Source organism: Bacillus sp. FG16, assembly GCF_057809515.1.
This window is the reverse complement of the sequence record NZ_JBMDKC010000012.1, coordinates 42290-56001: the sequence shown is the minus strand read 5'-3', so window position 1 is coordinate 56001 and position 13712 is coordinate 42290. Positions and strand designations below refer to the sequence as shown.

Below are 13712 nucleotides of genomic sequence, written 5' to 3'. Positions count from 1 at the left end.
CTCACCGAAATGGTGAGGGGTTTTTACTCTATGAAAAGTAGTAACAGGTCGTCCAAACTATTCTAATCTATATTGCATACTTTGTAATAATTAATGTAAAGGGGGACTTACTATGACTTATTATTACTGTAAGTATTGTAAAGATTACAAAAAGGAAAGTCATGATTGTTATAGGAAAAGTAGTAAATGTGATAGGAAGTATGTAAAGGTGAAGTGTTGTGATGATAAGAAAGAGGAGCTTGTAAGGGCATCGGCATTTAGAGCAGTGAATACAGTTAATCAACCTGTTCTAGCAAATACTCCTATTAAAGTATTATTTCAAAATGAACAATTTGATCTAGCGAATGAATATAATCCAGTAACATCCATTTTTACTCCGAAAACTAGAGGGGTATATAGTGTATTAGGAAATATAACATTTTCTCCAAATGATTTTAATGTGAATTACAGAGCTAGAGTAGAAATCCGTGTAAATGGAAATCCAGCAATAGCGATAGATAATGATTTCTTTGGAACAGGAGTATTTTTTAATAATGATGTTTCCGTAACTACTATTCTTCAATTAGAAGCAGGAGATTTAGTTGAAATTTTTGCAGAAAGTAGTATTGCGGGCGTAATTGTACAAAATGTTAATGGTGTAAATACGGTTCACTTTGAAGCAGCAAGATTTCCTTCTCCAATTAAATAAAGCAGATCATCAAATGTTTTTTAGTAGGTTTAGTTAATCCCCTTACCAAATGGTGGGGGATTATTATTGTTTTTCTAAAATATATAAGTAAATAGGTAAAGTGTAGTTTAATTTTTAGATGCTTCAACCTTCTTCAGATAATGAACAAAATAATACGTAAATAAGTAACATGCTTGTGAAAACTCAGTGTTAGTAAGTTTACTAGTTTTCTTATAGAACAAGAAAGATGGAATACATAAAAGATCGTATCATTACGTTTTTTTTACTATATAGAAATTATATATTGAACATAGATTTGTGTAGGGAATGCTAATACACTGAAAAGAATAACATAAAGACGATTACACTATATAAAAACAAAATCAATCCTAAGATGAGTAGTATTGGATGCAGCTTGAACATATTTGACCTCCTTGAGTATATAAAGAATTTTAATATATTGTAGGTCAATTTAGAAGGGGAAGGTTACATAAAAAAAGAGCATACATAAAAAGTACGCTCCAAAGAAAGATAGGTTTTATGAGTGGATAATCTCCATACAATAATATATGCTCCTTTAATGAAAAAGTGTAAAGAATCAATAAATTATCAATGGAATATCATAAAATGAGTAATTTTAGTTTAGGAATGCAGTTATTTTCTTTCTCAGTTATTTTAGGTAACAAAGTTGTGAAAATCGTACATTATGCGGACTAACAACGGGATAGCGATCGTACTTCAGTTACATATTTCTTAAAGTCTGGGTATTGCGTGATAGTCTGACATTTAGGGGTGCATAGTTGATTAATTATAGACACATTTGTAATTACTTCGTTACAAGGACCGAAAAATGTAACTTTTAGTTTTGAATTAGGTGGAACTTTAAATATGATAGGTTTTTTTTTCACGAAATCAGCTCCTAATATTCCATAATATATATGCGTCACCTCTTTATTTAAATAATTATTAAGGTGTATTTATATAGTATGAAATCTTAGTTAAGTTGATTATAGTATAGAGCCTTATGGCCATATAAGTACTTAAACATGTGAAAAAAAACTGAGAATACTATATGAAATGTTTAATTAATATAATATGAAAAATGAGTAGTTTATCTAATGCATTTTTTGTCCTAATACATATTATGGTAGTGAGAATTGTATGAGGAGGTAATAAAAGAATGCAAGAAAATGTACAAGCTCAACCTCAGCTTTCACCACCGTGGATCACATATTTTAATAAATTGGTAAATTCAATAGGCGCTGATCCAACTGTTACAGTTGGTCCACTTATTCCAGTTGGTGGGAATTTTATTATTTTAGTGCATGCGTTAAGTAATGAAAAAGCGATAGCGTTAGCAACGCTTCTAAAATCTTTTGTAGAATTTGGGAACGTAAGTGTGACAGTTATTGTAACGAATAATGAAAATCAAATCGTAAATCCAGTACCTTGTCCACTAGATGCTTTTGAAATTGCACATTTATTTCTAGTAGCACTAGAAAATAATCCTTATTTTGATCAAGTTGTGGTACAGCCTCAGTTCCCTGGCGGATCTAATGTTGTCTTTCCGGTGTTTAAAGCCGAAGTGATTCAATTTTTTAATGATGATATTTCAAATTTATGTCAAACGTTTACAGGTGTTGCTGCAAATGTATTTCATGATGTTATGCAGGATGAGATTTGTGATATCCCAATTCTATTTTCCACAAGTTGTGTTATGAGTAGTGAAAATCAAGAATTGCAAAATGCAGATTTAGCACCAAAGTTATTTTATTAAACTGTAGAAAGACATTTTCATGAATAGAAAATGTCTTTTTATATGTATCAAAGTCGTTTTTTTAGCTAATATCCCGTTGATTAAAATTTTTCTAAATCTCAGCATGTAAAGATAGTAATTTTGACTTAAGAATATATAGAAAATGAGGGATGAATTTTTTAGTTGAAAGGGAATTGATATTGGAAATTTTAATTTAATAATGTAGGAGGATTTTTTCTAATATCCGTAAAAATGATTGATAGGACGAGATTACATAACAAATGAATAGTAGGGTGTATTTCAAATATTTTATGTGGCAAATATGTTAAAACTAATAGAAATATTTCTGAAAGAGAATATATTTTTAAAAACAGTAAAGATTCTTTTTATTTATATTATAGATAGCTAGTTTCAGAGAGGGGAGGCTTACAATAAAGCAAGCTATGAATAGGACATTAAAAAGGAGCTGGAATGTATGGGTTATATTGTAGATATTTCAAAATGGAATGGAACTATCAATTGGGATATTGCAGCATCTCAGCTAGATTTAGTGATAGCTAGAGTTCAAGATGGCTCTAATACGGTGGATTTTATGTATCAAAACTATGTTAGTGAAATGAAAAAGCATAGTATCCCATTTGGTAATTATGCTTTTTGCCGTTTTATATCTATTGCTGATGCAAAGAAAGAGGCACAAGATTTTTGGAATCGTGGTGATCAATCAGCTAAGTTTTGGGTGGCGGACGTAGAAGTTCAAACGATGGCAGATATGCAAGGCGGGACACAGGCATTTATTGATGAATTACGCCGTTTAGGTGCGGAAAAAGTAGGATTATATGTAGGGCATCACACGTATTTATCATTTGGAGCACGTAATATGGAAGCTGATTTCGTATGGATTCCTCGTTATGGAGGGAATAAGCCAGCATATCCATGTGATATTTGGCAATATACGGATTCAGGGAATGTTCCTGGGATTGGGAAATGTGATCTGAATCGATTAGTAGGAAATAAGTCACTTTCTTGGTTTATAGATTCGAACAAAGCAAATCAACCTAACATAGTGTATACACAGCAACCGAATGGCATTGGTATTGCAGTTTCGAAATATCCTGATGGATACGGAATAAATTTATATGAAAACCCCATGAATCCTCAATTTACAGGTGCACTCACTCAGAAAATTCCATATTTAATCTTAACAGGTTATTGGGGAGGCGGTGAGCAAGATATGATTTGTTTAGGGAACGATAAGCAGTGGGCATATTTAAAACATTTTAAGGTGAAATGGTTTTATACAACTTCGAAATATCCTGTTGGCTACAGAGTAAATTATTATGAAGAGCCTGAATGTATGAATTATAAAGGAACTATAGATGGATCGACATCTTTTCGAGTGTGGGGTAGAGTGGGAAATGCAGTAGATATCGGGCAGAATCGTTGGATACCTGAAGAACATGTAAGTATTAAGTAACTATAGCAGTCGTATTGTTTTTGAGGTGTATGTAAAGAGTCTTCTTACTATACATAATAGTAAGAAGACTCTTTATGTTTGGAAATGGAAATGCATGATACATAGTCAACTCATATGAAATGAATTACATGTAGAAAACACACTGTTTTCACAATGCCTGTGTATAGTTAATTTGCATAATGATAAAAGTGAGGTATTTGAATTGAAAAAGAAAAAAATATTTATTGGAACAATTATTTCATGCGTGATGCTAGCATTATCTGCATGCGGTTCCTCAGACAACGTAGTAACATCAAAAGTAGGAAATGTTACAGAGAAAGAATTAAGTAAAGAATTACGACAACAATATGGAGAAAGTACTTTATATCAAATGATGTTAAGTAAGGCATTGTTAGATAAATATAAAGTTTCGGATGAGGAAGCAAAAAAGAAAGTAGAAGAAGCAAAAGATAAAATGGGTGAGAACTTTAAATCGACTTTAGAACAACTTGGATTGAAAAATGAAGATGAATTAAAAGAAAAAATGAAGCCAGAAATTGCATTTGAGAAAGCGATTAAAGCAACAGTCACAGAAAAAGATGTGAAAGATAACTATAAACCAGAAATGAAAGTAAGTCACATTTTAGTGAAAGATGAAAAAACGGCTAAAGAAGTAAAGGAGAAAGTAAATAATGGTGAAGATTTTGCTGCCTTAGCAAAACAGTATTCAGAAGATACTGGGTCAAAGGAACAGGGGGGGAAATATCTGGTTTTGCTCCTGGACAAACAGTGAAAGAATTTGAGGAAGCTGCGTATAAATTAGATGCAGGCCAAGTAAGTGATCCAGTTAAAACAACTTACGGTTACCATATTATTAAAGTGACGGATAAAAAAGAATTAAAGCCATTTGATGAAGTAAAGGAAAAAATTCGTAAAGATTTAGAACAACAAAGACTACAAGATACGACAGGTAAATGGAAACAACAAGTAGTCAATGATTTATTGAAAGATGCTGATATTAAAGTGAATAATAAAGAATTTAAAGATACATTTAAATTTCTAGAAAAGAAATAATGATTGTAATCATAATTAGAAAAGGGAACTCATATAGAGTTCCCTTTTCTAATTAGTGTGTGAGTTATAAATAGATAGTAAGACAATACAATATTACATTTAAATATTAAGAATTACAATGGGAAATTATGGATGGTAATTAAAGGTGCTATAATTATTTCAACGAAAGTGTATATTATACGGTTTTCATTATGCAAGGGTGTTACATATATTTATCCTTTAATAATGGATATCGAACATAATTTGAAAAATAATACATATAATGTTTTTGAATAAATATTTAACATGGATAATTAGTAAAAAGCTGAGCATTCGAATGGAAAGGATGTTCTTTTTGGTGTGAAAATTTTAGGATAAAGAATGAATCGTTTTAAACGCGTCATTTACCACATCAATAAATTAAGGTGGGGAGAATATATGAAAGTAATCTTTCAAGGAGAGGGCGGCGCGAAAATTTTTGAGTCATATGATGAAAATGTAAGTGATTTATTAGCTATATTAAAAGAAACGAAAGGGATTAAAATCGGGATTGTTGAGTATAAAGTGTTAAAGTACGAACTTAATTATTTTCGTCATCCGAAAAAAGCGGATACAGAGAGAGAGTTACATATAATAGTACAACCTAAGTATATGTAATGAAATGTAATAATAAAAATCACTGATTCAGTTTTGTAAAGTTTCATAGAGTATGTAAGAAAAGAGAGTGTTGTAAATGCTCTCTTTTCTTATGCTTTGTGAGTTCGTTCATCATAGCATATGTTTTCAGTTATAGATGGTTAATAAACGAAAAAATTTAAAACTTTTTTGTTTAGGCAGGGATTTTATATTTAAGTAAACAAATATACTATGAAGTATTTTTATACGAATATTGGAGGAGTATAAAATGAGTTTAGCAAGTTACATAGGCTGTAATGTAGAAATTCCGTTAACGGATCCAGATTCTAATGATGTAATTGTTTTTGGACCGTGTTTTGCAGATGAAAGTATGCTTGAAATTGTACATGAGTATCAATTCCAAACAAATTACACATATGAGGTTTCAACTAGTTGGGGAATTGAACTTGTCGAGTGGCAAAACGTAAAGGAAAAAAAGAAGCGAAAGAAAAAATTTTAACTTTATGCAAGATTATGGAAGGCTATTCGGAAGATGGAGACTATTTCGAATTATTTAGTTGTTGGGTTGGTGATGAAGATAAGGAACGAGTAGGGGAATTGAAATTAAAAATAAATCATTTTAATATAGATGAATTATGTATTCCAGAAAGAACATTAGTTAGGATAGAAAAATAAAATTTGAAATATTTTTTAGAAACAGGCGATTTCACTTTGTGTGAAGTCGCCTTTTAGTTGTTATATGCATTTTACATAAAAAATGAGAAGTTTATTTGATAAAGGAAAAAAGTATGGAGATAATTAAAATTTTGTTTTTTGTTAAAAAATAATAAGTATGGCTCTTCTCAAAAGAACGTAAGTTCGTGTATAATAAGAACGAATGTTCTTTTGAGAGGGTAACCTAATTATAGTTTAGAAGTAAATCCGAGTTTAGTGAGTATTAAAAATAACTAAGGGATAGTATGGCTAAATAAATGTATAAATGATCAAGGAGATAAAAAATGAACGATGTAAAGATACAAAAAGAAGAAAGAGAGTGGGTTCCGTTTACAGTAATGTCCGAACAACTTTTAAATATGAGAAAGATTATTGGAGAGAAATTAAAAGTACAAAAACCGCTTTTAACAAACGAAGCAAAAGAGAGAATTTCTGATAAATTATTAACGTCATTACTGTCTGAGAAAGAAATATTGGTAACATATTTTGAAGATGGCTACATATTAACAAGCTATATGACAGTTGTACATATCAATCCGGTAAAACAAATTGTAATTTGTACAGACGCCTTTTATAAAACTTATGTATTTAACGCTATGGATATTATTGAAATAACGTAAAAGAAGCTGAATATTAAATGGCAGCTTCTTTTATTTCTGATTTATGAAACAAATAATACAAGAAAAAGCAGCTAGCTTCGTGCTAGCTGCTGAGCCCCAGGGAAAGGGAGAAAAAGATAGGGTACTCCAAAATCAACAAGAGCTGTCAAACAGCCTGATTATAGTATAGACAAATTTAAATTTTCTATACAGAAAGTTGAACATAAGATTAGGCTGTACCCACTTGGTTTTGATCTGCAAGGTCAGAATCAAATGTATTGGTCGCACTAACACCGCTAAAAGTATTAACAACAAAGCCAACGTTTGATGCGCCGGAACCATTATAAGCTTTCGTATTTTCTTTCGGAGAAACGTTGTAGAAATCACCTAAGTTAAATGAACCATTACTATTTTGTACAACTAAATTCCCTACAACTGATGGCATAATTTTCACCTGCTTTATAATAAGTTGTTAACATTACTATATGGAGGTATAGTCCAGATGGTTCATATAATAAAAATTGTGGAACAGTAAAACGTTTGGAGCATGGATTTCAATAAAAGTGTGTTAAAATTAATATAATAAAGTTGAGTAATTTTTTTAAAAAAATTTGTATAATTGATATATACGAAAATAAAGGAGGCAAAATGTAATGAAAGATATTATGAAAAAAGTTGATTTAACAGATGCCAAATCAAGTAATCTTGTTGCACTAATTTATAGTAATGAAGTTATATTAGTTGAAGACGCATTTTGTCCAAATGAAATAAAATTAAAGTTTAATGAAATTGCAATTTTATCTGCAATTAAAACAGCTCATATTGCGAAAGTGTCTATTAGGAAAGAACTTGAAGCGCTTTTTCATGATACGGGTGTTATATTAGTGAAACAAAATGTTGATTATGGTAGTAGCCAATCTATTACCATGCATTTTGAGCAATTTAAAAAATTGCAACATGAGATTGAATATTTAAATAAAAGTATGTAATAAGGCAGCTAAATAAAGGTTCTATCATAAGGATGGAATGTGTTGTGTTGAAAAAGTGGTTTAAAAATTATTTGAGTGAATCGCATTGTAAACATAAATATATTTTTATTAAGATGCAGGATAATGAAAATTTTTGAAAAAGTACACTAGGTGTAGTTTATCCCGCTATTTGCCGGGCAGCTCGATTGGTTCAACTAATAATCAGTGGAGGATGAACAAAACCCTCACTGATTAAAGTTTCACTTTATATGTATCAATGTGAGAAATGTGGAAAAGAGAAGTTGAAATGTAAAAACAATAATGAAATAAACAATGAATTTTTAGATATATAGCAAAAAGTAACCATGATGGTTACTTTTTTGTTTATGTATGCAATATCAAAACCATTACTAAAGTATGAGTTGAGTTGATACTTTAGTAAATGGCTGAATAAAAATGAAGAGAGTAAGATATAGGGAAGGAGGATGAGAGAAATGAAGCGAAAAGAAATTAGTAAATCTGTAATTATTACAGGCGTGACACAAGGGCTAGGACGTGCGATGGTTGATCGATTTCATGAATTAGGGTGGAACATATATGGTTGTGGACGTTCAAAAGATAAAATTGAAGAACTGAAAAAACAGTACAGTAAAATACATGATTTCCAAGTAATTGATGTTTCAGATTCTCAGCAAGTTAACAATTGGGCAAATTATATACTTAATAGACATACGGCTCCCGATCTTATAATAAATAATGCATCGATTGTAAATCAAAATGCACAACTTTGGAAAATTACGGCTCAAGAATTCGAAAATGTAATGAATGTAAACGTGAATGGTGTAGTAAATGTAATAAGAGCGTTTGTTCCCGCAATGGTAGCTAGGAAAGAAGGAATTATCATTAATATGAGTTCTAGTTGGGGGAGAGAAGGTGAAGCTGAGCTTGCGCCATATTGTGCCTCGAAATTTGCAATTGAAGGTATCACTAAATCTATGGCACTGGAATTACCCTATGGCATGGCTGTAGTTGCTTTAGATCCTGGAGGGAGTATTAGCACTCCAATGCTGAAGTCATGTGCGCCACAATATATAAATGAATCACCTACACCTGAAACTTGGTCACATAAAGCAATTCAATATATATTGAATATAACAATAGATGAAAATGGAGATTCATTGACATGCCCAGCATGCATATAAAAAAGCACCTTTAAGGTGCTTTTTTATATTAGTAACACATTATATCATTCACAAAATTACATCTGAAAAATAAAATAAAAGATTAAGGATGGAATTTGTTTATCCCGCTATTTGCCAGTCAGTAAGACCCCCACCTCAAAATTCAGCGAAAGCAAATAATTTAGGCGGAGGATGAAGAAAAAACCACTGATTAAAGTTTCTCTTTATTTTGAAAGGTTTAGAAAATATTTAAATAGGTGATAAAAATGAATCCAAGCGGTTTAAAAGTGACAGGGGCATGGTTTCAAGTAGGAGGGAACCTTACAGCTGCAATTGGAACGACAAGAGGGTTTATTGGAGAAGAGAAAGTTGAATCGGATCTTGTTATTGTAGGAAGCTCATTACAAGCCCTCGGGTATATATTACAAATCATTGCGAGCAAGTATAATGACGGGGAAGAAAAAAGGGAAAAGCAAAATATAGGCTTAGAGAATCAAAGTAAATTACTTGATCGAATAGGAATTGAGTTATTAGCATTAGGGAATATATCAACTGTAATAGGAACATATTTTAATATAAATGAACAATTGAAAGAAAATGATTATCTTATCATTACAGGGAACAGTTTACAATCAATCGGTGCTTTTTTAGGAGTAGAAGCAGCTTTGATAGATATAAATGTATTACAGAAAATTATTATATTAGGTAACTCCATGCAAAGTTTAGGTGCTGGATTACAAGCGTATCAAGGTGTTTCAAATGTATTGAAAGATGAGAGAGAAAATGAAGATAGTATTTTTGATAAGAAGGATGAGAGAATAATTGCACTCATTGGTATTTGGATACAAGCGATAGGAACGTTAATTTCTGCAATTGGAGTAACTGCAATAGAGGAAGAAAATAGGCTAGAAAACAATGGGAAGTCTGAAATACTTATATAAATAGAAGGAGATACATTGATTTTAGAAGCAGGTTAAGATTAAAATAGTAGTAGGTTTTTTTGCCTATAGTTAGAATATATTAAAGTAAGAGATGCTATGTATACTTAATGAAAATTTATGTAATGCCAACATCATAAGGTTTCTTTGCTTATATTTTGAAAAGTGATATATAAAATACAAAATAAGGAGTTTTCAAGGGATGATGTATTTAGTAGCAATTTTTCTTCCACCTGTTGCTGTATTATTTTGTGGAAAACCAATTCAGGCAATAATAAATTTCATATTAACATTAATATTTTGGGTTCCAGGAGTTATACATGCAATTCTTGTAGTGCATGATAAAAAAGCTGATCGGCGTTTGAAAAAACAAATTCAAGCATATGATGAAATCAATAAGAGGAATCGAAGATAATTCATCTATAAAATATTTTTAAAAGAAAGGAGGATTAACCTCCTTTTTTTTAGTGGGTGTTAAGTTTAAATTTTTGTGTGGCGGAAAGAATTTTTAATATAAGTTTTATGGTAATAACTTTTAGATTGTGCATGTAATAGGCCAGTATAAATACTTTCTGGTACATTAAAGAAATCGTACATACCATTCTTTAATTGGATTCGCAAAATCATAGAAAAAGGATTATAGCCAACAGCAACTATATTTTTTGAAATCACGGGAGATAGCTTCATCATTACGCAACTCCTCACTTTTCATTTTTAATAATTTCTTGTAGATGTTGAGGTTGTGAAGTTGAAATCCTTATAATTTAAGAGGTATTATACTTATATGCAATATATTAAATGTTTGTTATACGTAATTATAAAGAAGTTCACACGAAGTACATATCGTTGTGCTATTTTTATTTCACCTTTGATTTATAAATAAGAAAATATTGACCATTTGAAAAAAAGGTATATTATTTATACGAGGTATTAAAAATTCACTTTTTACATTCTATGCTTAAAGGGGCAGCGTTATTAGGAAAAATAGAAGTGAAAATAGTTTGTATAAGAAGTATTCTAAAATTTATAATCTGTGAATTGGGAAAATATTGAATGCTCCAGGTCAATATACTTTCTTAATCAAATTCATTTTAGAAAGTGACCTCAATATTTTTAAGTAAATCAACGGGAGAATTGAAAGGCAGGAGAAAGTAACATGTCAGAAAATTATCGTTCTCGAGAGGAACGACGACAAGTTAAAAAGAAAAAACAGCCAGCTTCTAAAACACAAAAACCAAAAGGTAAAACATCATTCTTTCGCAAGTTTTTAATTACTTGTTTATTACTTGGTATTGTTGGTTTAGTGGCGGGGGTTGCTACCTTTTTCGTAATGATTAAGGATGCACCAAAACTTGAGAAAGCAAAACTTGTTAATCCGTTATCCTCAAAAATTTATGATAAAAACGGGGATTTGGTATATGAATATGGAAAAGAAAAAAGGACGAATGTTACGTATGAGCAAATACCTAAATTAGTAGAAAATGCATTTTTAGCGACAGAAGATTCACGTTTTTATGAGCATAGCGGAGTAGATTTTAAAGGTACTGCCCGTGCTGTTCTAGTAAGTCTTAAAGGAGATTATGGTTCTCAAGGTGGAAGTACGATAACACAGCAAGTTATTAAAAACTACTTCTTATCAATGGACAAAACACCAAAGCGTAAGGCGCAAGAAATATATTTAGCTTATAAGCTAGAACAACAGTATTCAAAACATGAAATATTAGAGATGTACTTAAATAAAATTAACTTAGGAAACCGTTCATATGGGATCGCAACAGCAGCACAAAACTACTATGGTAAAGAATTGAAGGACTTAACATTACCAGAAGTTGCGATGCTTGCAGGTTTACCGAAAGCACCGAATAACTATGATCCAACGAAAAAAGAAAATGTTCAAAAAGCAACAGAAAGAAGAAATGTTGTTCTAAACTTAATGAATCGACATGGATATATAACAAAACAGGAAATGGAAGAAGCATCAAAAGTTGACGTAGAAAAGGGACTCAAGCCTGCAACTCAACTACAAACAATGCCATACCCTGCATTTATGGATGCAGTTGTGAAAGAAGTAGAAAAAGAATTACCAGATGCTAATATCGGTTCTGACGGTTTAGAAATTTATACAACGTTAGATCCGAAAGCACAGAAACTTGCTGATAATATTTTAAATAATAATATCATTGATTATCCGAATGATAAATTCCAAGGTGCATTTACATTTATGGATACGAAAACAGGAGAGGTTCGTGCTATAGGTAGTGGCCGTGGAGAAAATAAAGCTGTATTTAAAGGGCATAATATGGCAATTGAATTAGATCGTGCAGCTGGTTCAACGATGAAGCCGATTTTCGACTACGCTCCTGCAATTGAATATTTAAAATGGGCAACGTACCATCAAATTGATGACTCTCCATTTAAGTATTCAACGGGACAAGAAGTACGAAATTCAGATAGAAGTCATATGGGTCCAATTACAATGCGTGTAGCATTAGAAAAGTCACGAAATATCCCAGCAATTAAGACTGCGAAAGAAGTTGGAATTAATAAATCAAAAGACTTCTCTGAGAAATTAGGCATTACATTTAATGCGGCACCGACTGAATCAACAGCGATTGGTACAAATGAAGTATCACCAACTGAAATAGCGGGCGCTTATGCGGCATTTGGTAATGAGGGTAAATATACGAAACCGCATTTTGTTAAGAAAGTCGTTTATCCAGATGGTAAGTCACAAAGTTTTGGACAAAAACCAAAACAAGTTATGACAGATTCTACAGCATATATGATTACAGATATGCTTCGTACTGTAGTTACATCAGGTACTGGTACATCTGCAAACGTAGCATCCTTAGATGTAGCTGGTAAAACGGGTACGACAAACTACTCATCAAAACAATTAGCTCAATATAAAATTCCAGAAAGTGCAACTCGTGATAGTTGGTTTGCTGGATATACACCGCAATATACGATGGCAGTATGGACTGGGTATATGAAAGATGGTAAAGACGAGTATATTAGTAGTAAAAATACGAAAATTGCACAGTTGATCTTTAAAGAAATGATGAGCGAAATGGCTACAGATAAATCACGCTTTAAAATGCCAAGTAGCGTCATTCAAGAAGGTAGTGAGCTACGTATAAAAGGTGAAAAACGTGATTCATCGCCAAATACTAGCGTGCCGGATACAACGGAGCAACCAAAACAAGATCAACAGCAAAAAACTGAAGAAGAGAAAAAGCAAGAAGAATTAAAGAAACAAGAAGAACTGAAAAAACAAGAAGAACAAAAGCAACAAGAGGAACTTAAGAAGCAAGAAGAACAAAAGAAACTAGAAGAGCAAAAGAAACTAGAAGAGCAAAAGAAACAAGAAGAAGAAAAGAAACAAAATGAACAAAATAACGGAAATGGTCAAGGAACGACACCTCCAGCGAATAATGGAGGAGGCCAAGGAACGACACCTCCAGCAAATAACGGAGGAGGTCAAGGAACGACACCTCCAGCTAATAACGGAGGAAACCAAGGGACGACACCTCCAGCAAATAGCGGAGGAGGCCAAGGAACGACACCTCCAGCACATAATGATGGAGGTCAAGGAACTCCAACCCCACCTGCAACAGTACAACCAAATAATGGTGGAAATGCAGGAGAGGTTCCTGCCAATAATGGACAATAAGAAAAATTTATAGAAAAGTTTTCAAAAGAGCACTTAAGATTTGTAGGAATTTACAATCTTAAGTGCTTTTTTCA

Annotated in this window: 15 protein-coding genes and 2 pseudogenes; 14 read left to right on the top strand and 3 right to left on the bottom strand. The window is 31.9% G+C overall.

Annotation, left to right across the window (positions count from 1 at the left end; translation table 11 throughout):
* The first annotated feature begins 112 nt into the window (after positions 1–112).
* Entirely contained in the window at positions 113–688 is a 576-nt protein-coding gene (locus ACODS7_RS06915; protein WP_029442239.1) for a complement C1q domain-containing protein, read from the top strand.
* Between the two features lie 692 nt (positions 689–1380).
* Here ACODS7_RS06915 and ACODS7_RS06910 read toward each other — a convergent pair.
* The gene (locus ACODS7_RS06910; RefSeq protein WP_043936529.1) at positions 1381–1575 is read right to left on the bottom strand and encodes a hypothetical protein; all 195 of its coding nucleotides are present in this window, start codon (positions 1573–1575) and stop codon (positions 1381–1383) included.
* Positions 1576–1847: 272 nt separating this feature from the next.
* On the opposite strand from ACODS7_RS06910, the gene ACODS7_RS06905 reads away from it, so the two are divergent.
* The 7 genes and pseudogenes from ACODS7_RS06905 to ACODS7_RS06875 all read left to right on the top strand — a co-directional run bounded on the left by ACODS7_RS06905 (position 1848) and on the right by ACODS7_RS06875 (position 6899).
* Positions 1848–2444 carry a hypothetical protein gene (locus ACODS7_RS06905; protein ID WP_016081741.1) on the top strand — a complete coding sequence of 199 codons (597 nt, stop codon included), beginning with the start codon at positions 1848–1850 and terminating at the stop codon, positions 2442–2444.
* 454 nt (positions 2445–2898) lie between these two features.
* The gene (locus tag ACODS7_RS06900; RefSeq protein WP_029442240.1) at positions 2899–3897 is read left to right on the top strand and encodes a glycoside hydrolase family 25 protein; all 999 of its coding nucleotides are present in this window, start codon (positions 2899–2901) and stop codon (positions 3895–3897) included.
* A gap of 202 nt (positions 3898–4099) precedes the next feature.
* Positions 4100–4950, top strand: a pseudogene (locus tag ACODS7_RS06895) (peptidylprolyl isomerase PrsA).
* A 417-nt stretch (positions 4951–5367) separates the two neighbouring features.
* Positions 5368–5586 carry a hypothetical protein gene (locus ACODS7_RS06890; RefSeq protein ID WP_000864277.1) on the top strand — a complete coding sequence of 73 codons (219 nt, stop codon included), beginning with the start codon at positions 5368–5370 and terminating at the stop codon, positions 5584–5586.
* A 247-nt stretch (positions 5587–5833) separates the two neighbouring features.
* On the top strand, positions 5834–6064 hold the full coding sequence (locus ACODS7_RS06885; protein ID WP_042968896.1) for a KH domain-containing protein: 231 nt from the start codon (positions 5834–5836) through the stop codon (positions 6062–6064).
* 14 nt (positions 6065–6078) lie between these two features.
* Positions 6079–6240 (top strand): hypothetical protein, encoded by a 162-nt coding sequence (locus ACODS7_RS06880; protein ID WP_230690613.1) that lies wholly within the window; start codon positions 6079–6081, stop codon positions 6238–6240.
* Positions 6241–6563: 323 nt separating this feature from the next.
* On the top strand, positions 6564–6899 hold the full coding sequence (locus tag ACODS7_RS06875) for a YolD-like family protein (protein WP_001999741.1): 336 nt from the start codon (positions 6564–6566) through the stop codon (positions 6897–6899).
* Between the two features lie 208 nt (positions 6900–7107).
* Here ACODS7_RS06875 and gerPF read toward each other — a convergent pair whose 3' ends face one another.
* Positions 7108–7323 (bottom strand): spore germination protein GerPF, encoded by a 216-nt coding sequence (gene gerPF, locus ACODS7_RS06870; protein WP_001141569.1) that lies wholly within the window; start codon positions 7321–7323, stop codon positions 7108–7110.
* Between the two features lie 208 nt (positions 7324–7531).
* Here gerPF and ACODS7_RS06865 point away from each other — a divergent pair, with 208 nt between their 5' ends.
* The 5 genes and pseudogenes from ACODS7_RS06865 (at position 7532) to ACODS7_RS06845 (ending at position 10380) form a co-directional block, all read left to right on the top strand.
* Positions 7532–7867 carry a hypothetical protein gene (locus tag ACODS7_RS06865; RefSeq protein WP_016081736.1) on the top strand — a complete coding sequence of 112 codons (336 nt, stop codon included), beginning with the start codon at positions 7532–7534 and terminating at the stop codon, positions 7865–7867.
* Positions 7868–7911: 44 nt separating this feature from the next.
* Positions 7912–8199, top strand: a pseudogene (locus ACODS7_RS06860) (hypothetical protein).
* 141 nt (positions 8200–8340) lie between these two features.
* The gene (locus ACODS7_RS06855) at positions 8341–9048 is read left to right on the top strand and encodes an SDR family oxidoreductase (protein ID WP_243168110.1); all 708 of its coding nucleotides are present in this window, start codon (positions 8341–8343) and stop codon (positions 9046–9048) included.
* A 245-nt stretch (positions 9049–9293) separates the two neighbouring features.
* Positions 9294–9968, top strand: coding sequence for a DUF6944 family repetitive protein (locus ACODS7_RS06850; RefSeq protein ID WP_016081734.1), 675 nt, complete (start codon positions 9294–9296; stop codon positions 9966–9968).
* Positions 9969–10167: 199 nt separating this feature from the next.
* Entirely contained in the window at positions 10168–10380 is a 213-nt protein-coding gene (locus ACODS7_RS06845) for a YqaE/Pmp3 family membrane protein (RefSeq protein ID WP_016081733.1), read from the top strand.
* 65 nt (positions 10381–10445) lie between these two features.
* Here ACODS7_RS06845 and ACODS7_RS06840 read toward each other — a convergent pair whose 3' ends face one another.
* A complete protein-coding gene (locus tag ACODS7_RS06840; protein WP_000977080.1) occupies positions 10446–10655 on the bottom strand; it encodes a KTSC domain-containing protein in 210 nt (69 codons plus the stop codon).
* Between the two features lie 466 nt (positions 10656–11121).
* Between ACODS7_RS06840 and ACODS7_RS06835 the strand changes: the two genes are divergently transcribed.
* Positions 11122–13638 carry a PBP1A family penicillin-binding protein gene (locus ACODS7_RS06835; RefSeq protein ID WP_243168109.1) on the top strand — a complete coding sequence of 839 codons (2517 nt, stop codon included), beginning with the start codon at positions 11122–11124 and terminating at the stop codon, positions 13636–13638.
* Positions 13639–13712: the final 74 nt, after the last annotated feature.